General features: G+C 61.1%; 22 protein-coding genes. 16 read left to right on the top strand and 6 right to left on the bottom strand.

Annotated elements, in window-relative coordinates:
* From dprA to EM6_RS12355, 3 genes are all read left to right on the top strand, one after another.
* A complete protein-coding gene (dprA, locus tag EM6_RS12365) occupies window positions 1-1,146 on the top strand; it encodes a DNA-processing protein DprA (RefSeq protein WP_126423463.1) in 1,146 nt (381 codons plus the stop codon).
* 68 nt (window positions 1,147-1,214) lie between these two features.
* Window positions 1,215-1,721, top strand: a complete 507-nt coding sequence (locus EM6_RS12360) for a hypothetical protein (protein ID WP_126423461.1) — start codon at window positions 1,215-1,217, stop codon at window positions 1,719-1,721.
* A gap of 10 nt (window positions 1,722-1,731) precedes the next feature.
* Window positions 1,732-2,544 carry a hypothetical protein gene (locus EM6_RS12355; RefSeq protein WP_126423459.1) on the top strand — a complete coding sequence of 271 codons (813 nt, stop codon included), beginning with the start codon at window positions 1,732-1,734 and terminating at the stop codon, window positions 2,542-2,544.
* 36 nt (window positions 2,545-2,580) lie between these two features.
* Here the strand turns inward: EM6_RS12355 and EM6_RS12350 are convergent, their stop codons facing one another.
* Window positions 2,581-2,766: a hypothetical protein gene (locus EM6_RS12350; protein ID WP_126423457.1), complete on the bottom strand. Its 186-nt coding sequence runs from the start codon at window positions 2,764-2,766 to the stop codon at window positions 2,581-2,583.
* 200 nt (window positions 2,767-2,966) lie between these two features.
* Between EM6_RS12350 and topA the strand changes: the two genes are divergently transcribed.
* Both topA and EM6_RS12340 read left to right on the top strand, forming a co-directional pair.
* Window positions 2,967-5,570 carry a type I DNA topoisomerase gene (gene topA / locus EM6_RS12345; protein ID WP_126423455.1) on the top strand — a complete coding sequence of 868 codons (2,604 nt, stop codon included), beginning with the start codon at window positions 2,967-2,969 and terminating at the stop codon, window positions 5,568-5,570.
* A 98-nt stretch (window positions 5,571-5,668) separates the two neighbouring features.
* Window positions 5,669-5,893: a hypothetical protein gene (locus EM6_RS12340; protein WP_126423453.1), complete on the top strand. Its 225-nt coding sequence runs from the start codon at window positions 5,669-5,671 to the stop codon at window positions 5,891-5,893.
* A 33-nt stretch (window positions 5,894-5,926) separates the two neighbouring features.
* Here the strand turns inward: EM6_RS12340 and EM6_RS12335 are convergent, their stop codons facing one another.
* A complete protein-coding gene (locus tag EM6_RS12335; RefSeq protein ID WP_126423451.1) occupies window positions 5,927-6,847 on the bottom strand; it encodes a PAS domain-containing protein in 921 nt (306 codons plus the stop codon).
* 124 nt (window positions 6,848-6,971) lie between these two features.
* Here EM6_RS12335 and xseA point away from each other — a divergent pair, with 124 nt between their 5' ends.
* From xseA to EM6_RS12290, 8 genes are all read left to right on the top strand, one after another.
* Complete coding sequence (gene xseA / locus EM6_RS12330; RefSeq protein WP_126423449.1) at window positions 6,972-8,615, top strand: exodeoxyribonuclease VII large subunit; 1,644 nt, start codon at window positions 6,972-6,974, stop codon at window positions 8,613-8,615.
* 37 nt (window positions 8,616-8,652) lie between these two features.
* A complete protein-coding gene (locus EM6_RS12325) occupies window positions 8,653-8,871 on the top strand; it encodes a DUF2093 domain-containing protein (protein WP_126423447.1) in 219 nt (72 codons plus the stop codon).
* Window positions 8,847-9,743 (top strand): M23 family metallopeptidase, encoded by an 897-nt coding sequence (locus tag EM6_RS12320; protein WP_126423445.1) that lies wholly within the window; start codon window positions 8,847-8,849, stop codon window positions 9,741-9,743. Before EM6_RS12325 ends, EM6_RS12320 begins: the two co-directional genes overlap by 25 nt.
* Before the next feature lie 234 nt (window positions 9,744-9,977).
* Entirely contained in the window at window positions 9,978-10,475 is a 498-nt protein-coding gene (locus EM6_RS12315) for a response regulator (protein WP_126423443.1), read from the top strand.
* Between the two features lie 120 nt (window positions 10,476-10,595).
* Window positions 10,596-11,873, top strand: a complete 1,278-nt coding sequence (locus EM6_RS12310; RefSeq protein WP_126423441.1) for an EAL domain-containing protein — start codon at window positions 10,596-10,598, stop codon at window positions 11,871-11,873.
* Between the two features lie 15 nt (window positions 11,874-11,888).
* Complete coding sequence (locus EM6_RS12305) at window positions 11,889-12,482, top strand: hypothetical protein (protein WP_126423439.1); 594 nt, start codon at window positions 11,889-11,891, stop codon at window positions 12,480-12,482.
* Window positions 12,483-12,688: 206 nt separating this feature from the next.
* A complete protein-coding gene (locus EM6_RS12295) occupies window positions 12,689-13,561 on the top strand; it encodes a TIGR01459 family HAD-type hydrolase (protein WP_126423438.1) in 873 nt (290 codons plus the stop codon).
* 91 nt (window positions 13,562-13,652) lie between these two features.
* Entirely contained in the window at window positions 13,653-14,075 is a 423-nt protein-coding gene (locus EM6_RS12290) for a response regulator (protein ID WP_126423436.1), read from the top strand.
* Between the two features lie 6 nt (window positions 14,076-14,081).
* On the opposite strand, the gene EM6_RS12285 is transcribed toward EM6_RS12290, so the two are convergent.
* From EM6_RS12285 to EM6_RS12275, 3 genes are all read right to left on the bottom strand, one after another.
* Window positions 14,082-14,897 carry a hypothetical protein gene (locus EM6_RS12285; protein WP_126423434.1) on the bottom strand — a complete coding sequence of 272 codons (816 nt, stop codon included), beginning with the start codon at window positions 14,895-14,897 and terminating at the stop codon, window positions 14,082-14,084.
* A gap of 262 nt (window positions 14,898-15,159) precedes the next feature.
* The gene (locus EM6_RS12280) at window positions 15,160-16,131 is read right to left on the bottom strand and encodes a protein phosphatase CheZ (protein ID WP_126423432.1); all 972 of its coding nucleotides are present in this window, start codon (window positions 16,129-16,131) and stop codon (window positions 15,160-15,162) included.
* Window positions 16,132-16,260: 129 nt separating this feature from the next.
* On the bottom strand, window positions 16,261-16,647 hold the full coding sequence (locus tag EM6_RS12275) for a response regulator (RefSeq protein WP_013480940.1): 387 nt from the start codon (window positions 16,645-16,647) through the stop codon (window positions 16,261-16,263).
* Between the two features lie 406 nt (window positions 16,648-17,053).
* Between EM6_RS12275 and EM6_RS12270 the strand changes: the two genes are divergently transcribed.
* Both EM6_RS12270 and ribF read left to right on the top strand, forming a co-directional pair.
* Window positions 17,054-17,485 carry a MaoC family dehydratase gene (locus tag EM6_RS12270; RefSeq protein ID WP_126423430.1) on the top strand — a complete coding sequence of 144 codons (432 nt, stop codon included), beginning with the start codon at window positions 17,054-17,056 and terminating at the stop codon, window positions 17,483-17,485.
* An 11-nt stretch (window positions 17,486-17,496) separates the two neighbouring features.
* On the top strand, window positions 17,497-18,486 hold the full coding sequence (gene ribF, locus EM6_RS12265) for a riboflavin biosynthesis protein RibF (RefSeq protein WP_126424138.1): 990 nt from the start codon (window positions 17,497-17,499) through the stop codon (window positions 18,484-18,486).
* Here the strand turns inward: ribF and EM6_RS12260 are convergent.
* Window positions 18,474-19,094 carry a hypothetical protein gene (locus EM6_RS12260; RefSeq protein ID WP_126423428.1) on the bottom strand — a complete coding sequence of 207 codons (621 nt, stop codon included), beginning with the start codon at window positions 19,092-19,094 and terminating at the stop codon, window positions 18,474-18,476. The genes ribF and EM6_RS12260 overlap by 13 nt on opposite strands.
* A 128-nt stretch (window positions 19,095-19,222) precedes the next feature.
* Between EM6_RS12260 and rnr the strand changes: the two genes are divergently transcribed.
* Window positions 19,223-21,580 carry a ribonuclease R gene (gene rnr, locus EM6_RS12255; protein ID WP_126423426.1) on the top strand — a complete coding sequence of 786 codons (2,358 nt, stop codon included), beginning with the start codon at window positions 19,223-19,225 and terminating at the stop codon, window positions 21,578-21,580.
* Window positions 21,581-21,651: the final 71 nt, after the last annotated feature.

The raw sequence follows: 21,651 nt of genomic DNA, 5'->3' as shown, positions 1-21,651 counted from the left end.
ATGAGCGACGGGGGGGAGGACTTTTTCGGACGCTTTCCCGCCTGCACCAGCGACTCGGAACGCTTTGCGCGGTTACGGCTGGCGCGCACGCACCGTATCGGCCCGGTGCATTTCCATCAGCTTATCCTGCGCTTCGGCAGCGCCGTGAAGGCCGTCGAAAACCTGCCCCTGATCGCCAGACGCGCCGGGGGCGGCATCGTCCCCGCCTCGCTTGACGCCGTGGAAGCGGAAATGGCGCGTGGTCGCGCCGCCGGGGCGCGTCTGGTGGTGCTGGGGGACGCCGCCTATCCCAAACTGCTGGCCGACATCCCGGCCGCGCCGCCCGTCCTGTGGATGCTGGGCGAACAGACCGCCCTGCCCGACCGCGCCATCGCTATAGTGGGCGCGCGCAACGCCTCGGCGGCGGGTCAGCGCATCGCGCACGCCCTGGCCAGAGAGCTGGGCGAAGCAGGCTTTTTCGTCGTCTCCGGACTGGCGCGCGGCATAGACACACAGGCCCATACGGGCAGCCTCAAGACCGGGACGGCGGCGGTGCTGGGCGGCGGCGTCGATGACATCTATCCGCCCGATAATGCAGACCTTTATCAGGCTATCCGCACCTATGGCGTGCTGATCTCCGAAAGCCCGGTGGGGTATCGCGCCCGCGCCGGAGACTTTCCGCGCCGCAACCGGGTCATCAGCGGCCTGACGCGCGGCACGATTGTGGTGGAGGCCGAGCTGAAATCCGGCTCGCTGATCACGGCGCGACTGGCCAACGAACAGGGGCGTGAGGTGTTTGCCGTGCCGGGCTCGCCGCTCGACCCACGCTGCCGCGGCACCAACGACCTGATCCGGCAAGGGGCCACCCTGTGCGAAGGCGTGGACGACATCCTGCGCACGCTCGACGCCCAGATGACGCTGTTTGAGCGCCCCGCCCCCGTCGTACCGCTGCACGCCGTCAGTGCGTTTGACGATACGGACCTCGATGAGGCCATCGAGTCCCTGCGTGACCGCCTGCTGAGCCTGATCAGCCCTGTCCCCACCCCGCGCGAAGACCTGCTGCGCCTCAGCGGCGCACCTGCCCATGTCGGTCTGGCAGCCCTGGGGGAACTGGAAATCGCCGGGCTGATCGTCACGACCTCTGACGGGCAGTATATCCGCGCCTGATACAACTTATGGTTGCCAAATAAATAACGCCGTGCTTTCATCGCTCTCATTCCGACGGGGGCATGACAATGAGCACGACGCAAAGATGGTCCATGTACACGGGTTTCGCCCTGTTGGGACTGTTGATTCTATCCCTTCTCTTCCCCCTGTTCTTTCTGCCGTTCAACGCCTTCACAGGCGACAGTCCGTGGGGATGGCTGTTCCTTGAGTTCATTTCGCGACCGGACGGTCCGGTGCCGTTAATACAGGGTCTGATCCCGCCCATAATCAGCGGCGGCCTTGTCACCGTCATGTGGTCGGATCGTGATGGCCAATGGGCCAAGGCCGCCATCATTGTAACCGGCATAGGCGTTCTGGGGTGCTTTGTCCTGTGGTACTGGCTGGGTCAAAGCGCGGTGGCCGCCAATCTCTGGCAGACTCAAGTTGCACCACCCGGGGTTGATCTACTCATCAAGGACGCCGCCAGCTTTGAGACCAGAATGCAGGCCTATTACAGCGGAGCCTGGAAAATGCTGGTGGCCCTCATCGGGGCGCTGATCGGCGCCCAATTTACGCCTAAAACCTCTTCAACCTGAAAGATCCGGTATGCCCATCGTGACTCCGTACCTGTCTGCGGTAGCCTTAGTGACGGCTGTCGCCACCGCCCCTGTCAACGCCCAAAGCTCAGACTACCTGATACAAATAACCGTAACGGGTAACGACCTGAAAGAGGTCAAACTCGACTCCGCACAGGGCAACGCCCCCTTATTGGCCACGCTGGTTGACGGGAAACGGCAGATCACCATCCCGGCCGATCAGGTGCGTGGCTATCAGGACGCTACCCTGAGCTTTGATTTCGGAAACTCAGTCCCCCATCATCTCTATCTGCATCTTCCGCATAACCGGACGAGCCTTCCCCTCACCTACATCAATTATGGCATCAAAAGCTGTCTGCGTAACGATTATCAGGATATCACCCAGCCCTCGCACGTTTTTGATCGGAATCTTAAGGCGTACATGAAGGTCCGGCAAATCTATACGTCGAGGCTGTGCCTTGCCCCTGGCAATCGCAAATATTTCTCTGATCTCTGGTTCCGGCTGGCTTATGCGGTCGCCATCAGTGGCAATGGCTACGCCATGGACATGGATGCCTATGATGCGCTGCTTCGGGAAGTTCCGGGGCGTAAAACCCACGCAGACGCTATGCTCAGAAACATAGGTCAGCACCGCTACGATTTGACCTACAGCGAGATGACGGACGCTCTGAAAGCGGGACAATTGCAAGAGGCGGCCGAACTCAACGGCCGTCTTCCGGCCTTACTGGAAAAAGGCAATCTGACCGGAGCCGCTCTGACCAAAGAAAGGGCAAAGCTGGCCAGCAATCAGGCCTATATTGAAACGCTGCAAAAGGCCCGGTAACACCGCGGCTTCTGGCAGCGTTCTCAGCGGCTTGTCTCAAAACCCGCCCGCCTTCTGATAAGCCTTGCGCAGGCAGTCGCTGAGCGGCGGGCATTGCGCCCGTTCGGCTAGCACCGACAGCTCTTTCGTCATATCGCGGATATAGCGGATCACCTCGGCCCTGTGTTCGGAGTCGGTGATATAGGCCGGGGTGTCCGGCGGGGAAGCAGGGGTGTCACTCATGCGATTATCTGGGTCTGTTTTTATACGACTTAAGTGAGAACCATATCCCAATTTAACCTATAGTTGCAACCATCAAAATCAACCGCCGTCCGGTTGAATTTCGCCTCTGCGTTGACACGCTGGCCGCACAAGCCCATGTTGGCGGGAATTTTCAGCGACCGCTTATTGCTATTGTCGGTTTTCCTCCTATTAAAGACCTCATGAACCTCGTCATCGTCGAAAGCCCGGCCAAGGCCAAAACCATCAACAAATACCTGGGTAAGGACTATACCGTGCTGGCCTCCTACGGCCACGTGCGCGACCTGCCCTCGAAAGACGGTTCGGTCAAACCGGACGAAGACTTCGCCATGAGCTGGGAGGTGGACGCAAAGGCCAATAAGCGCCTGAGCGATATCGCCGATGCCGCAAAGAAGTCCGACCGCGTCATTCTGGCCACCGACCCGGACCGCGAAGGCGAGGCCATTTCGTGGCACGTGCTGGAAGTGCTCAATAAAAAGAAGGTGTTGAAGGAAAAGATCGTCGAGCGCGTCACCTTTAACGCCATCACCAAGGCTTCGGTTCAGGAGGCCATGGCCGCCCCGCGTCAGATCGATATGGAGCTGGTCGAGGCCTATCTGGCGCGTCGCGCGCTTGATTACCTCGTGGGCTTTACCCTGTCGCCCGTTCTGTGGCGCAAGCTGCCGGGCGCGCGTTCGGCCGGCCGCGTGCAGTCGGTGGCGCTCAAGATCATCGTTGATCGCGAGCTTGAGATCGAAAAGTTCAAGTCCGAAGAATACTGGACCGTCGATGCCGAGGTGTCAGCCAATTCGCCGCCCTTCACGGCGCGTCTGAACGTCCTGAACGGCAAGAAGCTCGCCAAGTTCGACCTCAACGACGCCGAAAAGGCCGAAGCGGCGCGCAAAGCCATCTCGCTATCGAAATTCGCCGTCGAATCGGTCGAACAGAAACCGGGCAAGCGCACCCCGCCGCCGCCCTTCACCACCTCGACCCTGCAACAGGAGGCGGCGCGTAAATTGGGTTTCTCGGCGCAGCGCACCATGCAGACGGCCCAGAAACTTTACGAAGGCGTCGATATTGGCGGCGAAACGACCGGCCTGATCACCTATATGCGGACCGATGGTGTGTTTATCGACCCGGCGGCCATAGGCGAGATTCGCAAGGCCGTGGGCGAGCGCTTCGGCAGCGCCTATGTGCCGTCCGAACCGCGCCTCTACAAGGTCAAGGCCAAGAACGCACAGGAGGCCCACGAAGCCATCCGCCCGACCTCCATCTTCCGCCGTCCGGAGACCCTGCGCCTCGAAGGCGATCAGGCGCGCCTGTACGAACTGATCTGGAAGCGCACCATGGCGGCCCAGATGGAGGCCGCCCGCGTCGAAAAGACCACGATTGACCTCCTCAATCAGGACAGGTCGATCGGTCTGCGCGCCACGGGTCAGGTCATCACCTTCGACGGCTATTTGGCGCTCTATGAAGAGGGCAAGGACGACGAGACGGACGAGGACGGTGGCCGCCTGCCGCAACTGCGCACCGGTACGCTGGTCGATGTGCACGACATCAAGCCGGCCCAGCACTTCACCGAGCCGCCGCCGCGCTATTCCGAAGCCTCGCTGGTCAAGCGCATGGAAGAGCTGGGCATTGGTCGCCCCTCGACCTACGCCTCGATCCTCAGCGTTCTGCGCGACCGCGACTACGTGCGCATGGACAAGAACCGCTTTATCCCGGAAGACAAGGGCCGTCTGGTCACCGCCTTCCTCGATCAGTTTTTCTCGCGCTACGTGCAGTATGATTTTACCGCCGATCTCGAAGAAAAGCTCGACCTGGTTTCGGCGGGCGATCTGAACTGGAAGGCGCTGCTGCGTGAATTCTGGCAGGATTTTCACGCCAAGGCCGGGGAAATCAGCGAATTCCGCGTCTCCGAAGTGCTGGACCGTCTCAATGACGCGCTGGGCCCGCACATCTTCCCGGACAAGGGCGATGGCTCCAACCCACGCGCCTGCCCGACCTGCGGCACGGGCCAACTGAGCCTGAAGACCTCGCGCTTCGGGGCCTTTGTCGGCTGCTCCAACTACCCGGAATGCAAATATACCCGCCCCGTCGGCAATCCGGAAAACGCCTCGGAAGACACCGCCGCCTCCGGTGACCGCGAACTGGGCAATGATCCGGACACCGGCAAGGTGGTGTCGCTGAAAATCGGGCGTTTCGGCCCCTATGTGCAACTTGGCGAGGCGGAGTCCAAGGACGACAAGCCCAAGCGCTCGTCCCTGCCCAAGGCCTGGCCACCGGCGTCGATTGATCTCGACCGCGCGCTGAAACTGTTGTCCCTGCCGCGAAAAGTCGGCGACCACCCCGAAGACGGTAAGCCGATCACGGCGGCGCTGGGCCGTTTCGGGCCGTTTATCGAGCACGAAAAGACCTATGCCAACCTGCCGAGCTTCGACGACATTTTCGAAGTGGGCCTCAACCGCGCCGTCGTGCTGCTGGCCGAAAAGCGCGCCAATGCCAAGGGTAAGGCCTCATCGGTGGCGCCGCTGAAAGAGCTGGGGGCGCACCCGGAATCGGGCGACGCCATTCAGGTCATGGCCGGTCGTTATGGCCCTTACGTTAAGTGCGGCAAGGTCAATGCCACCATCCCCAAGGACACCCAGCCCGAAGACGTGACGCTGGAACAGGCGCTGGCGCTGATCGAGGCCAAGGGCGGCGTGAAAAAGACCGCGGCCAAAAAAGCCCCGGCCAAGAAGGCGGCTGCGAAAAAACCAGCGGCGAAGAAGGCCTCCACCGCCAAAAAGGCCGAGGCGGAGGCTTAAGCCCTCCCTCCTCTCCTCCCTGCGGCTATGCCAAGGGGAGGAGAAAGATCGCAAACGTTAAATCATCAGCACAGCCTGAAACTTAACCGGGGGCGGTATTGAATATATGGTTCAAAACATTGAAAGGCATGGGCACAATCACCGTCATTCTCGGTGCTTACCTTGTCTTCATTGTGGGTCTGAACGTCTGGCAATTCGGATTAAAAAGACTTTTTGAATCCGAATTTCTATATAATTTTCAAATTGATCTGATTCAGGTCTGCGCAACATGGGTGTGCCTGTATATTATCGTTGTTATCGCCAAGCGCTTTGGGGCCAAGTGAAAATCAACACATATACTCACCTTCTGCCCCACCTCACGCCGCTATAGATTTGCGTCCCGTCACGTCCTGAAGCACGCCGAACAGCGACAGAGGCTGCCCCGCCTCGTCGCATTCGACCGAGCCCTGACTGAAAACCGTGCGGATGTCGCCATCGGCGCGCACCAGCCGCGCTTCGAAGCTGTAGCCCTCACCGCGATAGGCGGCGGCCTTCACGCAATCGCTCACGCGCTGACGGTCGTCGGGGTGATAACATTCCAGCGCATTGGTCAGGTTGGGGTGGAAGATTTGCGGCGTCAGGCCATGGATGCGGTACACGCCCTGCGACCATTCCACCGTCTGATTTTCCAGATCGACGTGCCAGTAGCCGACGCCGGCCACCGCCTCCATCATCTCCAGCTTCTTCTGATTTTCGTTGCAGCGGCGCACAATCGCCTTCTGCATCTGGGCGTCCTTGCGCAGGGTCATCAGCGACGACACCGTGGCCGCCAGCGTGGTCAGACGCGCCCGATCACGGTCGTTGAATTCGGCGCGCGCTTCGGTGTCGATAACGCACAGGGAGCCGACCAGCACCTCCCCGAAGCGAATCGGCGCCCCGGCATAGAAACGGATATGGGTATCGCCCAGAACCAAAGGATTATTGGCAAAGCGCGGGTCCTTGGTGGCGTCCAGCACCACCATCACCTCATCGCGGCAGATCGTATAGTCACAAAAGGCCTGTTCGCGCGGCGTTTCACAGACCGACAGGCCGACACTCGATTTAAACCACTGGCGAATCGCGTCGATCAGCGAGATGGCGGCGATCGGACAGTCAAACACATCCGCCGCCAGACGGGTGACCTGATCAAATTCGGGCTCGGCCTCGCTGTCGAGAATCTCCAGAGTGCGCAAGGCGCTCAGGCGCTGAGCCTCCCGCCGCTGGACCTCGGAAACCGGTGCGTTTGTTTCGGTGATCATCAGGTGCCTTCCTCTTTTTATCGCTCTAGTTTAGCACAAAATGAAGAAAACAACGTTATTTACATGCGCGCAACCGGTCATTTCGTCGCGTGACAGTTTTACGCGTCAGAGGTAAACGGATGACATGTCCGAAGACCTGCTCAGCCCCGTTGATTCGCAGTCCAACAGCCCGCCGTGGTCGGTATCCGAACTGGCCGGCGCGCTCAAACGCACGATTGAAAGCGCCTATGACCATGTGCGGCTGCGTGGCGAAATCTCCAAGGTCACGCGGCATACCTCCGGCCACGTCTATCTGACGCTGAAGGACGACCGCGCCGCCATCGACGGCGTTATCTGGAAGGGCAATGTCAGCCGCCTGAAAGCGCAACCGCAGGCCGGGCTTGAGGTTATCGTCACGGGCAAGCTGACCACCTTCCCCGCCTCGTCCAAGTATCAGATCGTGATCGAGAGCCTCGAAGCCGCCGGGATCGGTGCGCTTCTGGCGCAGCTTGAGCGCACCAAGGCGAAACTGCACGGCGAGGGGCTGTTTGCAGCGGAACGCAAAAAACGCCTGCCCTTCGCGCCGAAAACCATCGGCGTCATCACCTCGCCCACCGGGGCGGTCATCCGCGACATCCTGCACCGCATCCGCGACCGCTGGCCCTGCCGCGTCATCGTCTGGCCCGTCATTGTGCAGGGCGACGCCGCCCCGCCGCAGATCATTCAGGCGCTGAACGGGTTTCAATCGGGGGCTGTGCCGCGCCCGGACGTGCTGATCGTGGCGCGCGGCGGCGGTTCGGTCGAAGACTTGTGGGCCTTCAATGACGAAGGGCTGGCGCGCGCCGTCGCCGCCTGCACCCTTCCCGTGATTTCCGCCGTCGGGCACGAAACCGACACTACCCTGATCGACTTTGTGTCGGATCGCCGCGCCCCCACCCCCACCGGGGCGGCGGAAATGGCGACGCCTGTCCTGAGCGAACTGCGCGGCTTTGTGCTCGATCTGGAACGCCGCCGTCTGGGCAGTTTTGATCAGGCCCTGCGCAACCGGCGTGAGCGCGTGGCCCTGCTGGGGCGCGCCCTGCCCAGGCCGCAGGACCTGATCGACGCCGCGCAACAGAGGCTCGACTACGCGGCACACCGGCTGGGCGGCGGGCTGTTGCGCAATCTCAATGCCCACGACACGGCCTTTGCCCGCACGGCGGCGCGCTTTTCGCCCGCCCTGCTGGAGCGCCCGCGCCAGCTCAAGGCCGAGCGCGTGACGCAACTGTCCGAGCGTGCGACGGCGGCCCTGACACGCGGCGTGGAACGGCAAAGGGTTGAATTTACCCGCCTGTCGGCGCGCCTGACCCCGGCCCTGACCCTGCGTCCGCTCGATCTGAAGCGCGAAACCCTCAGCCGCTTGAGCCAGCGTTTCGACGCGGCCCTCAACCGTCGCCTCGATGATGCTGAACGCCGCGCCCGGTTGCCTGAGTTAGAGCAACGTCTGGCCACCGCTTTCGACCGCCTGCTTAGCCAGAAAGCCGAACGCCTGCACCGGCTCGATCAGTTGCGCCTCAGCCTTGACCCCGACCGGCCGCTGAACCTCGGTTTCGCCCGCGTCAGCCGCGCCGACGGCCACCTCGTCACCTCACCCGATGGTGTGAGCGCCGGCGAAGCCCTGACTCTGACCTTCAAGGGCGACCGCACGCTCGGCGTCGTGGCCAGCGACGGCACCTCAGCCCCGCCGTCCAAACCCACTCCGAAACCCCGCCCCGCGCCCCCCAAACCGGAACAGGGCAGCCTGTTTTAATCTTGCGCCCCACCGTGGTCGGGCCTATCTTGGGCGCATGAACATGCATGCCAAGCCACCCCTCCCCGATCAGGCCATCCTCCATTATGGAGACGGTGAATACGCCGTCATGCGTCCGGGCAAGTTCGTGATCTGCGCCGTGTCGGGCAAGCAGATACCGTTGGAGGCCCTGCGCTACTGGAACCCCCGCACGCAGGAGGCCTATGCCGGGCCGGAAGAGGCCACGGCCCGATGGAAAACTCTGAACGGGCGCTAAAGCGGAGAGACATTCTGAGGGGCGGGCTTGCGCTGGGCCTCGCCGGTAGCGTCACGCCCGGTCTTCTGAACGCCGATCCGCGTCCCTATGGTTCGGTTTGGGCGCGCACCCTGAAAAGCGGTCCCTACACTCTTACGGGCAAGTTTGTGCAGGGCGGCTTTGCCATAGGCCGCGCCGAACCGCGTCAGGAAATCAGTGTTGACGGCACGGCGCGCGGTCTGACCTCGGCGCAGGGCGATTTCGTCATCGGCTTTGACCGCGATGCGCCGCCCATGGCGCGACTGGCCATCGGGGCCGGCCCGATCATGGATTTTGAAATCCTGCGCACCCCCTACGACATTCAGCGCATCGACGGTCTGCCCCCCGATAAGGTCAGTCCTTCGGACCCGGCGCTTCTGGCGCGCATCGCCAGAGAGCGCGACTTGAAAAACACCGGCTTTGCCAACCGCGAAGACGCCGCGTGGTTCACCCAGCCGTTTCAGTGGCCCTTGCGCCGGTTTGTCAATTCCGGACGCTTCGGCAACCAGCGCGTCCTCAATGGCGAACCCAAGAGCCCGCACTACGGCTTCGACATGGCTGCCCCCGAAGGCACGCCCGTCTATGCCCCGCAAACGGCGCGCGTGGCGCTGGCCGAACCCGATCTGCACTTCGAAGGCGGCCTGATTCTGCTCGACCACGGACAGGGCCTGATCAGCATGTATCTGCACCTGTCCACCCTGACGGTAAAGGCGGGGGATCTGGTGACAAAGGGCCAGATTATCGGTCAGGTGGGGCAGAAGGGGCGCGCCACGGGGCCGCATCTGTGCTGGCGTCTGAAGTGGCGCGACCGCGCGCTCGACCCTTCGTTGTGGGTTGTGTCCGGCGCGACATAAAAGGGTATATATTACCATACGGCAGATTGTTTATCGTATAATAATATTATTGATTTTCAAATCGCTTGCGACATTTCGCCGCCTCGCGCCCTATGCTCTAAAACCGGATGCTTATTTAGGCTTGATCTCGCTGCGCCTTCATCGTAACAGCGCTACTCTTTGTCACAGGTTTGCAAAAACAACGCCGCCTTTACATAACATTATAGGCAGAGCGTTATCCGGACTTTGGGGGATATGGCAGATTACGGTGCCCTGAAAATTCTGCTGGTTGAAGACAATCAGCACATGCGTTCCATCGTTCTGGCCATCCTCAAGGGGTCGGGCATCCGTGACGTGCGCGAAGCGCGTGATGGTGCCGAGGCCTTCGACCTGCTGCGGCAGTTTCCCGCCGATATCGCCCTGGTCGATTTCAACATGTACCCCATAGACGGGGTCGAATTCACCCGGATGCTGCGTACGGCCAGCGACTCAGTCAATCCCTACCTGCCCGTGGTGATGATCACCGGCCATTCCGAACGCTCGCGCGTCGTCGAAGCGCGCGATGCCGGCGTCAATGAGTTCGTGGCCAAGCCGCTCACCGCCCGCGCGCTTTTGAGCCGTCTCGACGCCGTGGTGATGCGCCCGCGCCCCTATATCCGCTGCACCAGCTATTTTGGCCCAGACCGTCGTCGCAAGACCGATCAGCCCTATAACGGCCCTCTGCGCCGCGCCAGCGATGGGCTTCTGGCCTAGTCGCACCCGACTCGCTTAACCGGTTGTTCATAAATATTAACACGCGCTTGGCTTAGTTCCCAAATCGCCGCATAGTCGCCTCTGGCGCGATTCGGCGCGGCTGTTCGACAGGGACACCCGATGGGAAGACTGACCTCCATATTGCTGATGGGAACCTATCTGTTCCTGTCCATGGGCGCGGCTATGGCCCTCTACACGGGCGGGTCGGACACCGGCGCGTGCATCGCGGCGGCATTGGCGACGATGGCCGTGTGTTTCGCCATCCATAATTTCGTCAATCAGTACCTGTCCGAACGCCGCCTCTCCAAAGAGATTGATCTGGTGCGCGACGCCCATCGCCTGATGGTCGAAGCCATTGATGTCACTCAGAAAGACATGGTTGAGCTGGCCGATCAGATGCAGCATCAGCGCGTCGGCCGCACGGATGAACTGACCACCGAAGTCAAGATGCTGGAAAACCTGGTGCTCAAGCTTGGCGAAAGCATCGAGGAGCGCCTGTCCGACTGGAAGGCCGGGCCGGCGCAGGTCGCGGCCCCCGCCCCCCTGTCGCGTCAGGAGCAGCAGGCGATGGCGCTGATTGAAACCGTGCGTCAGGCCCTGATCGAAAACCGCGTGGACCTCTATCTGCAACCGGTCGTCTCCCTGCCGCAGCGCAAGACCATCTATTACGAAAGCTTCTCGCGCCTGCGCGACGCCACCGGGCGCGTGCTGATGCCGGCGGAATATCTGTCGGTGGCCGAACCCGAAGGTCTGGTGCCCTCCATCGACAACCTGCTCCTGTTCCGCTGCGTGCAGATCGTGCGCCGTCTGGCCAAGCAGGACCGCCGCATCGGCATCTTCTGCAACATCTCGCTGACCTCGCTGCGCGACGAGGTCTTCTTCCCGCAGTTCCTCGAATTCCTCAACGAAAACCGTGATCTGGCCGATTCGGTAATCTTTGAACTGGGGCAGGATGCCTACGCGGCGCGCGGCGCCATGGAAGCCCGCCACATGGCGCGACTGGCCGATATGGGCTTCAAGTTCTCGCTGGACAAGATCACCTCGATTGACCTTGACCTGACCGACCTGCAACGCTCGGACGTCCGCTATGTGAAGATCGGAGCCAATGTCCTGCTCGATCAGTTGATGAATATCGACGGTAAGCCAGCCTTGCGCTTCCTCAAAGACATCCACGCGGGCGACTACGCCAACCTGCTGGCGCGCTACGGCATCGACGTCATCGCCGAAAAGGTCGAGAACGAGCGTCAGGTGGTGGACATCCTCGAAATCGAGGTCGCCTACGCGCAGGGCCACCTGTTCGGCGAACCGCGCGCCATTAAGGAGCAGGTGCTGCTGGAAACCGCCCCCCCTGCGGGCTTCATCAAATCGACCCTGCCCCCGCAGCGCCGCCGGGCTTAAGATCGAAGTGCTGTTATGACGAGACTATACGAATGGAACCCCGTCCCGCATCGGCTCGCCATTCACTGCCCGATATGCCGAAGTCTGGCAGAGTTTGAGTTTGCGACCTATCGCAGGATAGAGCGCCGTGAACACATCGCCTACTTTAAAGCCAATAAAGCGTTTGACTATCGTCGGTATATAGACGGTTGCGGCCATAAATGGCACGCCGCCTTATATTATCCGGGGCTGCATGGTCCCCTGCAAAGTGGCATTCACGACCTGCCAGACGGATATGAACCTCAATTCTGGGCGCAAAGCCATTATTGGCGCAGCAGCCCTGGAAGCGGCATGGGTTCGGTTCGGTGCTCGGCCTGCCACTTCAGATCCAAACACCGCCTGAACTGGCCCGATGATCTGTATTTCCTGATCTCTTACCGAGGGCACAATCTGTGGGCCTATGATCGCGATAGCGCTATGGCCTTGCGTAACTTCATTGATTCAGAAACGCGATCCGTGCATCAGGATGGATATTCGCGTTTCCTGATGCACATACCTTCCATATTCAAACATCACAAAGCCCGCGAACCGCTTGTGAAAGCGCTCGATAAGAAGCTTTGTTCAAAGTGAGGGTCATACCTTCTCACAGCCTGATCTGATCATTGGTGCCACCGCTCTGTGCCACGGCCTGACCCTCGTCACCCGCGATACACAGGACTATGAAAAAGCCCGCGTACCAGTGTTTGATCCGTGGCTTTAAGTCGTATTATAGCGACTGAACGCTTGCCCCAGCGGCCACACGCGCTATGAAGGCCGTTCTCAACGAAAGGCCCGCCATGACCGCCCCGCATCTGCTGACCCATCTGTCCGACATCGCCGCTGAGTATGACGCGGTTTTCTGCGACATCTGGGGCGTCATCCATAATGGCAAGCGGCATTTTCCCGAAGCCTATGATGCCCTGCGCCGCTTTAAGGCCGAGCGCGGGCCGGTGGTGCTGATTTCCAACTCGCCGCGCCCGCAGGCCGGGCTGAAGGCGCAACTGGCCGATCTGGGCGTCCATGACGATGCCTTTTCGGCCATCGTCTCCTCCGGCGACGCGACGCGCACCTTCCTGAAAGACTATGCCACAAAAGGGTCAGCCTGGGTCATCGGGCCGGAGCGCGACGCGCCGCTGTATGAGGGCCTGGGCGTCGATCTGAGCGGCACGCCGGAAACAGCGGCCTTCATCTCCTGCACCGGCCTGTTCGACGATGAGAACGACACGCTGGAGCAGTATCACCCCGACCTGAAAGCCGCCGCCCGGCGCGGCATCCCCATGATCTGCGCCAACCCCGACCGCATCGTACAGCGCGGCGATCAGATCATCTACTGCGCCGGGACTTTGGCCGACATCTATATGGCCTTTGGCGGCGAAGTGATCATGGCGGGTAAACCCTACGCCCCCATCTACGACCTGTGCTATCAGGCCCTGAACGCCGTGGCCGGGCGTGAGGTAGATAGATCGCGCATTTTGGCCATCGGTGACGGCCTGCCCACCGACGTGCTGGGGGCCAATGGTCAGGGGCTCGACCTCATCTTTATCGCGGCCGGCATCCACGCACTTGAGGCCACCAATGCCGAGGGCCAACTGGACGCACAACTTCTGGTCAAGGTGCTGGAAAGCGAAAAGGCCAGCGCCCGTTACGTTTCCACCGCTCTGGCGTGGTAAATAACAACGTTAGATATTTGTTCCGTGGTAATGTTTTATCAATGGGTGGCAGTCAAAATGAGGGGGTCATAAACACTCCTGGGGTGGCGCCGTGTCGCGAACCGTCCTGATTATCGAAGACAGCGCCACTCAGGCGCGCATCATCGCTCGCATGTTCGCGCAGCAGGGTTGCGAAGTGTTCACAGCCAGTTCCATGAACGAGGCCTGGGCGCAACTTGATGTCACGCGCTTCTACCTCATTCTTGCTGATATTTTTCTGGGCGAAGACAATGTGCTGGACCACATGGCGGAGCTGCGTGAGCGCGCGCCCGGCACCCCCATCGGTATCATGTCTGCCGGTCAGCGCAATGACCCGGTGATGATCCGCACCATGCTCAACAAGGCGCGCCGCGAACAAGCCGACTATCTGCTGCCCAAACCGTTCAGCTATGTCGATGTGAAGCAAATCTGCACCTCGATCGACAGCCGCGACCAGACCGATCTGTCGCAGCAATTGGCGGCGCTAAGAGCCTGACAGACGTCAGCGCGCTTCAAACTCCGGTAGCCACTTTAGAGAAAACGCCGGCGGATACTCCATATCGCCCATATCATTGTAACCTCGCATGAACGGGCGCAGCCAACGTGTGGCCTGCATCCGCCATTTTCCCGCTGAATCACGCCTTACTACAGCATCAAAAGCCGCGCTCCTCTCGTCGGTGACACACGTTACCTCAAGATTATCTGCATCCGCCCAAACCAATCCACGGCAATAGGCGTCGAATTTTGCCATCACCTTTCGTGATGGCCACTCATATAGAGTAAACGCAAGGCTGGGATCGTTGTAGGCGTAGTTCTGACCCACAGCTAAAATCCGGCCGTCGCGCGAAGCCGACGCATCGGGTATCCACCAGCGTTTTCCGTCTCGCAGGACAATGAAGCGCTGCTCAAATTCACCGTGATGACAACTAATTTGCACGAGGGGCACCATGCGGGCAGATGCCTCGTCCCTTACCGCCAATACCTTGTGTATGGAGACAGTATCGCACTCATCATGCGTTTCCGAAGCCACCAGACGTGTAACGATCCGGTTGGCATAAAATAGCGTCAGATTATCTCCTTCCCGGACAGCCAGTCCGGGATTTGCCCTAAGGAGATCGGCCTCTCTCAAACGCGCCTCGCATTCCAGCGGAGACCCTTTATGAGCATTGGACGACGCTTCAATTCGGTCGCACTGAGGTGAAAAATGATAGTCCTCGATAGGCCTGTTGGGCAGGCCAAAGGCCAGATAGGCCATATAGCCGCAATAGGCCGATCCAGTGAGCAGGATCGAAGCCAGAATGCCGTGAATTAGCTTCATTCTCCTACAGGTAAGACCTGCCCCACTTCCCTCTACAGAGCAGTAAACCCGAAGCGGTATAGTTCAGGCAAGCAAAAACCCCTTCCGGATAGGGACGGAAGGGGTTTAAGCGCATTCCGAAAAGTGCGTAGCGGTTTTCGGAATAAAATGCGCGACAATAAAACAGTCAGGGCGGAATGACGGTCTGTCATTCCGCCCTGACGGGCCACCATCACGAAGGCCTGCGGGACAGGCCGTTAACCGGCCTTGTCCGTTATGGGGATCAGTCGAACAGGGCGTCGATATCGTCCTGCGAATTGGTCTTGTTCAGTTCTTCCGGCGACATGTCGAACAGGGCGTCGATGTCATCCTGAGACTGGGGCTCATTGCTGGCCGCCGGGGTATCGAACAGAGCGTCGATATCGTCCTGAGAATTGCCTGCCGCCGGGGCGGGCGCAGGCGCTGCCACAGGCGCGGGAGACGGGGCCGGAGTGGGCGCCGGGGCCGCCTTGGCCACCGGTTCCGGTTTGGGCTCAGGCTTCGGTTCCGGTTTAGGTTCGGCTTTGGGCGCTTCGACCTTGGGGGCCTGCACCTTCAGTTCCGGAGCCGCCGCAGGGGCTTCATCGAACATGGCGTCGATGGCTTCCTGACGGGTTTCCGGACCGCCAATGGCGGGGCCGTTGAGCAACAGGTCACGGGCGCGCTTTTCACGCTCGGACAGCTCGACATCCTTGTCTTCGACGCCCAGCGTAGCCGCCAGCTTGCCGACGCGCTCCTCGATCTGCTTGAGGACGTTGACGACCTTCGACACGCGCTGGCCGGTGATGTCCTGGAACGAGCAGGCTTCGAAAATCTTCATCACCTCGTCGTCCACCGCCGCCTTATAGGCCTTGGGGTCCGACACATCCATGCCCATGATCGCTTCAGCGGCGTTCATGATGTTGTGCGTGGCGTTTTCGGTATCGCGGGTTATCGCTTCCAGTTCCGCCCCTGCCGTCGGGATACGCTCCTGCGACAGATCATGCGGACGCAGTTCGCGAATCTCTTCCTTGGCCTTGGCGATGTAGCCGGCGATAATGGCGAATTCTTCGGCGCGACGTCTGTCGAGCTGCTGGAAGAACTCACGCATCAGGCTGACGAGGGCCTCGGACTGCTGCATCAAATTGATCAGCTTGGGCTCCATCGCCGCGGCCAGAGCCGCGTCAACGGGCTCCAGTGCGGGAGATTCAGCCTGTTTGGGTGCAACCTGGCCCATTTTAACCTGCTTGATAGTCGGTCAATTCTTGGATCCAAATGACTTTCAGGAGAGTCGTCACTTCGATCTACGCTTTTTGTTTTATCGCGCCCTTTTCCGAAAAGGGGTCTCCCCCTGTCGGATGGCGCTTTAGAACTCGCCGAGAACGGCGGTGATCTTCTGCTTCAGCGTCGCGCCATTAAACGGCTTGACGATGTAGTTGTTCACGCCGGCCTTCTTGGCGGCGATCACGTTCTCGGTCTTGGATTCGGCCGTGACCATGATGAAGGGCGTGCGTTTCAGCGAATCGTCCGAACGCACCTTCAAAAGGAGTTCATAGCCGGTCATGGGCTCCATGTTCCAGTCGGAAATGACCAGACCGTAGCTGGTCTTCTTCATCTTTTCGAGGGCTTCCGCGCCATCCGACGCTTCCTCGATGTTCTCGAATCCCAGCTGCTTCAGCAGATTGGAAATGATCCGCAGCATGGTCTTGTAATCATCAACCACCAGGATCTGCATGGACATATCGACGGCCATGTGAGTGTGCCCACCTTTAATAACTCGGGCCCGCCTTATGCAGGCCCTTCACATCTGACTAAGGCATCATGGCAGCAAGCGGATAAAATAGAGTTAAAGGCCCAGATCAAATTTTTTCATCTAATTCAACGATATAACTATAATTAACCATGAAAAACCTGCGTTTTATGAACCGCGTTTGAAAAAACAATGCCAAATCGGGACAGTTTTACGCAGGCTTCCGGGGCAGGATTATGCGCCGGGCGTCTTGGCAAACGCCGCTGAGCGCCCTAAAGCGCAATCCGACAAAGTGGAAACCACTTTTCGGAAAATTGCGCGACAAAATAGAAATCTATAGCGGGATGATGTTTTCATCTAAACGCATCCCGCTATGGATCAGGCGAAACCCCCATTGGAACCCTTGCTGATGACCGATGCTGTCACCGTTTATCTCGAAGACCTGAGCGTGGGTCAGTCGCTGGAGCGCGCCTTCACCGCCACCGACGCGGCCATCCGTGCCTTTGCCGATGTGTCGGAGGACCATAACCCCGTGCACGTCGATGAGGCCTATGCGGCGACCACGCCGTTCAAGGGCCGCATCGCCCACGGCGCTTTGCTCAATGCGTGGATTTCGGCGACCATCGCCGGGGGCCTGCCCGGACGCGGCAGCATCTATGTGTCGCAGTCGCTGAGCTTCAAGCGCGCGGTGAAAATCGACGACGTGGTGACCATCACCCTCACCGTCACCGACATTCAGCCCAAGACCGGCGTTGTGACCCTGACCACCGTCGCCAGCGTCGGCGGCAAGACCTACGCCAAGGGCGTGGCTGAGGTCATCGCCCCGCGCAAGCCGGTCTGATCGTGACACAGATGGCGACCAAGGCGTTTCTTCTGACGCTCGAACCCGGCGGGGCCCTGTGCGCGCAGGCGCTCAATACGCCTGCGCAGGGTGTGGCGTGGCCGACCGGTGCCTGCGCCGCCATCGGCAGCTTTGACGGCGTGCACCGCGGCCATCAGCGGGTGATTGAAAACGCCATCGCCGCCGCGCACCGTCTGGGGGCCCCCTCCGCCGTCGTCTGTTTCGACCCGCACCCGCAGGCCTTTTTTCTGACGCGCGCCGCAAAGCCCGTCACGCCGTTTCGCCTGATGACTCTCGATCAGCAGGTGCGCGCCTTCTCAGAGCTGGGCGTCGAATGCGTCTTTGTGCTGCGCTTTGACGAGACGCTGTCGGCCCTGACCGCCGAGGCGTTTACGCAGAACATCCTGCACGACCACCTGAAACTGAGCCACATCAGTTGCGGCTTCGACTTCCGTTATGGCGCGAAGGGCGGCGGTTCGGCGCAGACGCTGAGCGAAGCCGGCGCCGTGATGGCCTTCACCACCGCCGTTACGCCGTGCCAGACCGATGAGACGGGGCACAAGCTGTCGTCGTCGGCCGTGCGTGAGGCGCTGGAAGCCGGTGATGCGCAACTGGCCGGGCACGTGCTGGGCCGGCCGCAGGCCTTTACCGGTGTGGTGACGCGCGGCGATCAGATCGGCCGTCAGATCGGCTTTCCGACTGCCAATATCGAGCTTGGCGACTATCTGCGCCCGAAATACGGGGTCTATGTGACGCGCACACGGCTCAGCGACGGGCGGGTGCTGGGCAGCGTCACCAACTTCGGCAAGCGCCCGACGGTGGGCGGCCTCACCGAGCGGTTCGAGACGCATATCTTCGGGCTGGACCACGACATCTATGATCAGGTGATCGAGGTCGAACTGCTGCACTATCTGCGCCCGGAACAGAAATTTCCGTCGTTTGAGGCGCTTAAAGAACAAATCGCCAGGGATGCCGACGCGGCTAAGGTCTATTTCGGCTGATCACTCTTGACCCGACGCAGCGTCGTCGTGTCGAAAATCTGAATTTCCGAACCGTAGTCGATATAGACGACATAGGCCGGATCATCAGGCAGGACCTCAAAGACGCGCGATCCGGCTATACCGACGCCCATCGGGCCGCACGGCAAAGCCTCGCCCTCCCCGGTCTCGACCGTCTGTTCCCACGCTTTCAGCGCCTCACCGGTGGGGGTCAGTTCAAACAGCGCCCGCGTCGTCTTTTCCGCCGTCGGGTCCTGCGCCGGGGTCAGCACACACGCTGCGGCCTGTGGCGTCAGTTTGCGGATTTGCGGCAGGACAGACTCAATGGCGGCCTGCGGCGGCTTGGCAAAAGCGCGGAGGACGGGCCGGTAATAGCTGACGTCGTCCGGCCCGCTTTCCACCACGCCAAAACCGGGCAGGGTCTCATCGGCCACCATGTGGGTGTTAGGGCACGCAAAGGCGTACATAGACAGTTGCCGCCCTCGCACCGCCTGCCATTCGCAGCCGGTGAAGGTCTGCTTCGCCGCCTCGGACGGCTGCGGCTCAGGGGGCTTTTGCCCGCAGGCCGTCAGGCCGAGCGCCATCAGTCCGACCATTGCCACCTTGCGCATGGGTCTCTCCCCTGTGTGATCCGTTTTGATACCCCGCGGTCACCGCAGAGACAAGGGCGGCCAGAAGAGACCGGGCATAGCACAAGAAAACATCGCCTCGCGCCGCCAAACCCTTTACAGTGCGACTCATGAAAACACCCTCTACGCCCCGCGCCACCTCTGGTTTGCCGGATGACGACACCCTCCTCGACGTCCTTAAGTCCGCCCGTGAGTTGGATGTCGGCGCCCTGGCTAAACAGTTCGGCCTCAAGGGCGAAGATCGCCGCGCCCTGCGCCAAAGGCTCAAGCAATTGGCCGACTCGGGCAAGCTGAACAAGAGCGGGCGCAAGTCGTTCGGGGCCGTCGGCGCCCTGCCCGAAACCGGCGTCGCCGAGGTGGTCGAGCGCGATATAGACGGCGATCTGTGGGTCAAGTGGGGCAAGTCGGACGATCCGAATCTGAAGCACAAGCCGCCTCTGGCCCGCCTTGCCCCGCTGAAAAAAGCCATCGCCCAGACGCCGCCTGCCGTCGGTGACCGCATCTATGTGCGCTTTGAGCAGACCTCTGAGGAGTGGATCGCCCACCTCGTCAAGGTGCTGGATCAGGGCGCGCCCAAGCTGGTCGGCGTGGTGCGCATCGGTAAGGCGCGCAAGGGCCCGCGCGACATCCGCCTCGAAAGCGTCGATCGAAAGTCGAAGGACAGCTACACCCTCGTCGCCGGGGCCATCGACGCCCTCGAAGACGGCGATGTGGTGATCGCCGCGCCGCAAGGCGGCAACCACCGCTATGGCCCCAAGCCCGCCAAGCTCATTGAGGTGATCGGCAAGGAGGACTCCCCGCGCATCGCCTCGATCATGGCCATCCACGCCCACGGGCTGAAAGTCGGCTTTGACTCATCGACCGAAGCCGAGGCCGAGGCCGCGCAGGCGCCTGACCTCAAAGGGCGCGAGGACCTGCGCCACCTGCCGCTGATCACCATTGACCCGCAAGACGCCCGCGACCACGATGACGCCGTCTATGCCCATGCCGATGATGACGCCAACAATCCCGGCGGCTACGTCGTGTGGGTGGCCATTGCCGATGTGGCCCACTACGTCAAATCGGGCTCGTCGCTGGACCGGGACGCCCGCGAAAAGGGCAATTCGACCTACTTCCCCGACCGCGTGGAGCCCATGCTGCCGCACGTGCTGTCGTCGGGCCTGTGCTCGCTTCAGGAAGGCGAGAACCGCGCCACCCTGGCCGTGCGCATGGTCTTCAATGCCGAGGGCAAGAAGATCGGCCATCAGTTTGCGCGCGGCCTGATGCGCTCTGCCGCCAAGCTCTCCTATGAGCAGGCGCAGGCGGCCATCGACGGCACGCCCGACGACAAGACGCAGCCGATCCTCGACACGCTCTTGAGGCCCCTGTGGGCTGCGCACGCCTGCCTGAGCCGCGGCCGGCGCGAGCGTCAGCCTCTGGCCATCAACTCGCCTGAGCGCAAGGTACAGCTCGATTCTGAGGGCAATGTGGTGGCCATCACCGCCCGCGTCAGCCTTGAGGCGCATCAGCTCATCGAAGAGATGATGATTCAGGCCAATGTCTGCGCCGCCGAGACGCTGGAAAAGCACAGGACGCCGCTGATCTACCGCGTGCACGAACAGCCCAGCCTCGAGAAGGTCGGCAATCTGGCCGATTTTCTGGCCACGATCGGCCTGCCGTGGAACAAGGGCGAGCCGCCGCGCACCGAGCGCTTCAATCAGTTGCTCAACAGCCAGAAGGACGGGCCGCACGCCGAAATCATCAACGAGGTGGTTTTGCGCACCCAGATGCAGGCCCATTACAGCGCTGAGAATTTCGGTCACTTTGGCCTCAATCTCGACCGCTACGCCCACTTCACCTCGCCGATCCGCCGCTATGCCGACCTGATCGTGCACCGCGCCCTGATCCGTGCGCTGAACCTAGGGGATGACGGTCTGACCGACTATGAGGTCAAGACCATGGCCGATACGGCCGAGCACATCACCGCCACCGAGCGACGCTCGATGCAGGCCGAACGCGAGGCCATAGAGCGCTATGTGGCGGCCTTCCTCGAAGACAAGGTGGGCGCAACGTTCGAAGGCCGCATCGTCGGCGTCACGCGCTTTGGCCTGTTCGTCAAGCTGACCGAGACGGGGGCCGACGGCATCATCCCCGCCTCCTCCTTCGTGGATGACTATTATATTCATGACGACACGGCCCACGCGCTGGTGGGGGAGCGCCATCACCGTCGCTGGACGCTGGGGCGCAAGATCGAGGTGCAGTTGTTGGAGGCCATGCCGATGACCGGCGGGCTGGTCTTCAAGGCCCTGTCCGAGCCCGAAGCCCCCGACCCCAGCGCCCCGCGCCCGCGTCTGGGCGTGCGCTCGCGCGTCGATACGGCGCTGCGCCGCAAAGGACCGGGCGGGCCGAAGGGCGGGTCCAAATCGGGCAAAGCGCGCCAGAAGGGCATTACCGAAAAATCGAAGACCAAGAAGGGTAAGCGGCGGTGATCGCGCCTGTTAGAGCGGATTTCGTTCAGCTTGAATCGAAATCTCGCTCTAACATTTTGTGTTGTCGCGCA

The sequence above is a fragment of the Asticcacaulis excentricus genome, assembly GCF_003966695.1.
In the GTDB taxonomy this organism is placed as follows: Bacteria; Pseudomonadota; Alphaproteobacteria; order Caulobacterales; family Caulobacteraceae; genus Asticcacaulis; species Asticcacaulis excentricus_A.
Note: the sequence above shows the minus strand (reverse complement) of the source record. Positions and strands in the feature narration are given on the sequence as shown.

Coding starts and splice junctions, on each gene's coding strand:
- dprA (WP_126423463.1), top strand. CDS start 1: ATGAGCGACGGGGGGGAGGACTTTTTCGGACGCTTTCCCGCCTGCACC.
- EM6_RS12360 (WP_126423461.1), top strand. CDS start 1,215: ATGAGCACGACGCAAAGATGGTCCATGTACACGGGTTTCGCCCTGTTG.
- EM6_RS12355 (WP_126423459.1), top strand. CDS start 1,732: ATGCCCATCGTGACTCCGTACCTGTCTGCGGTAGCCTTAGTGACGGCT.
- EM6_RS12350 (WP_126423457.1), bottom strand. CDS start 2,766: ATGAGTGACACCCCTGCTTCCCCGCCGGACACCCCGGCCTATATCACC.
- topA (WP_126423455.1), top strand. CDS start 2,967: ATGAACCTCGTCATCGTCGAAAGCCCGGCCAAGGCCAAAACCATCAAC.
- EM6_RS12335 (WP_126423451.1), bottom strand. CDS start 6,847: ATGATCACCGAAACAAACGCACCGGTTTCCGAGGTCCAGCGGCGGGAG.
- xseA (WP_126423449.1), top strand. CDS start 6,972: ATGTCCGAAGACCTGCTCAGCCCCGTTGATTCGCAGTCCAACAGCCCG.
- EM6_RS12325 (WP_126423447.1), top strand. CDS start 8,653: ATGAACATGCATGCCAAGCCACCCCTCCCCGATCAGGCCATCCTCCAT.
- EM6_RS12320 (WP_126423445.1), top strand. CDS start 8,847: ATGGAAAACTCTGAACGGGCGCTAAAGCGGAGAGACATTCTGAGGGGC.
- EM6_RS12315 (WP_126423443.1), top strand. CDS start 9,978: ATGGCAGATTACGGTGCCCTGAAAATTCTGCTGGTTGAAGACAATCAG.
- EM6_RS12310 (WP_126423441.1), top strand. CDS start 10,596: ATGGGAAGACTGACCTCCATATTGCTGATGGGAACCTATCTGTTCCTG.
- EM6_RS12305 (WP_126423439.1), top strand. CDS start 11,889: ATGACGAGACTATACGAATGGAACCCCGTCCCGCATCGGCTCGCCATT.
- EM6_RS12295 (WP_126423438.1), top strand. CDS start 12,689: ATGACCGCCCCGCATCTGCTGACCCATCTGTCCGACATCGCCGCTGAG.
- EM6_RS12285 (WP_126423434.1), bottom strand. CDS start 14,897: ATGAAGCTAATTCACGGCATTCTGGCTTCGATCCTGCTCACTGGATCG.
- EM6_RS12280 (WP_126423432.1), bottom strand. CDS start 16,131: ATGGGCCAGGTTGCACCCAAACAGGCTGAATCTCCCGCACTGGAGCCC.
- EM6_RS12275 (WP_013480940.1), bottom strand. CDS start 16,647: ATGGCCGTCGATATGTCCATGCAGATCCTGGTGGTTGATGATTACAAG.
- EM6_RS12270 (WP_126423430.1), top strand. CDS start 17,054: ATGACCGATGCTGTCACCGTTTATCTCGAAGACCTGAGCGTGGGTCAG.
- ribF (WP_126424138.1), top strand. CDS start 17,497: ATGGCGACCAAGGCGTTTCTTCTGACGCTCGAACCCGGCGGGGCCCTG.
- EM6_RS12260 (WP_126423428.1), bottom strand. CDS start 19,094: ATGCGCAAGGTGGCAATGGTCGGACTGATGGCGCTCGGCCTGACGGCC.
- rnr (WP_126423426.1), top strand. CDS start 19,223: ATGAAAACACCCTCTACGCCCCGCGCCACCTCTGGTTTGCCGGATGAC.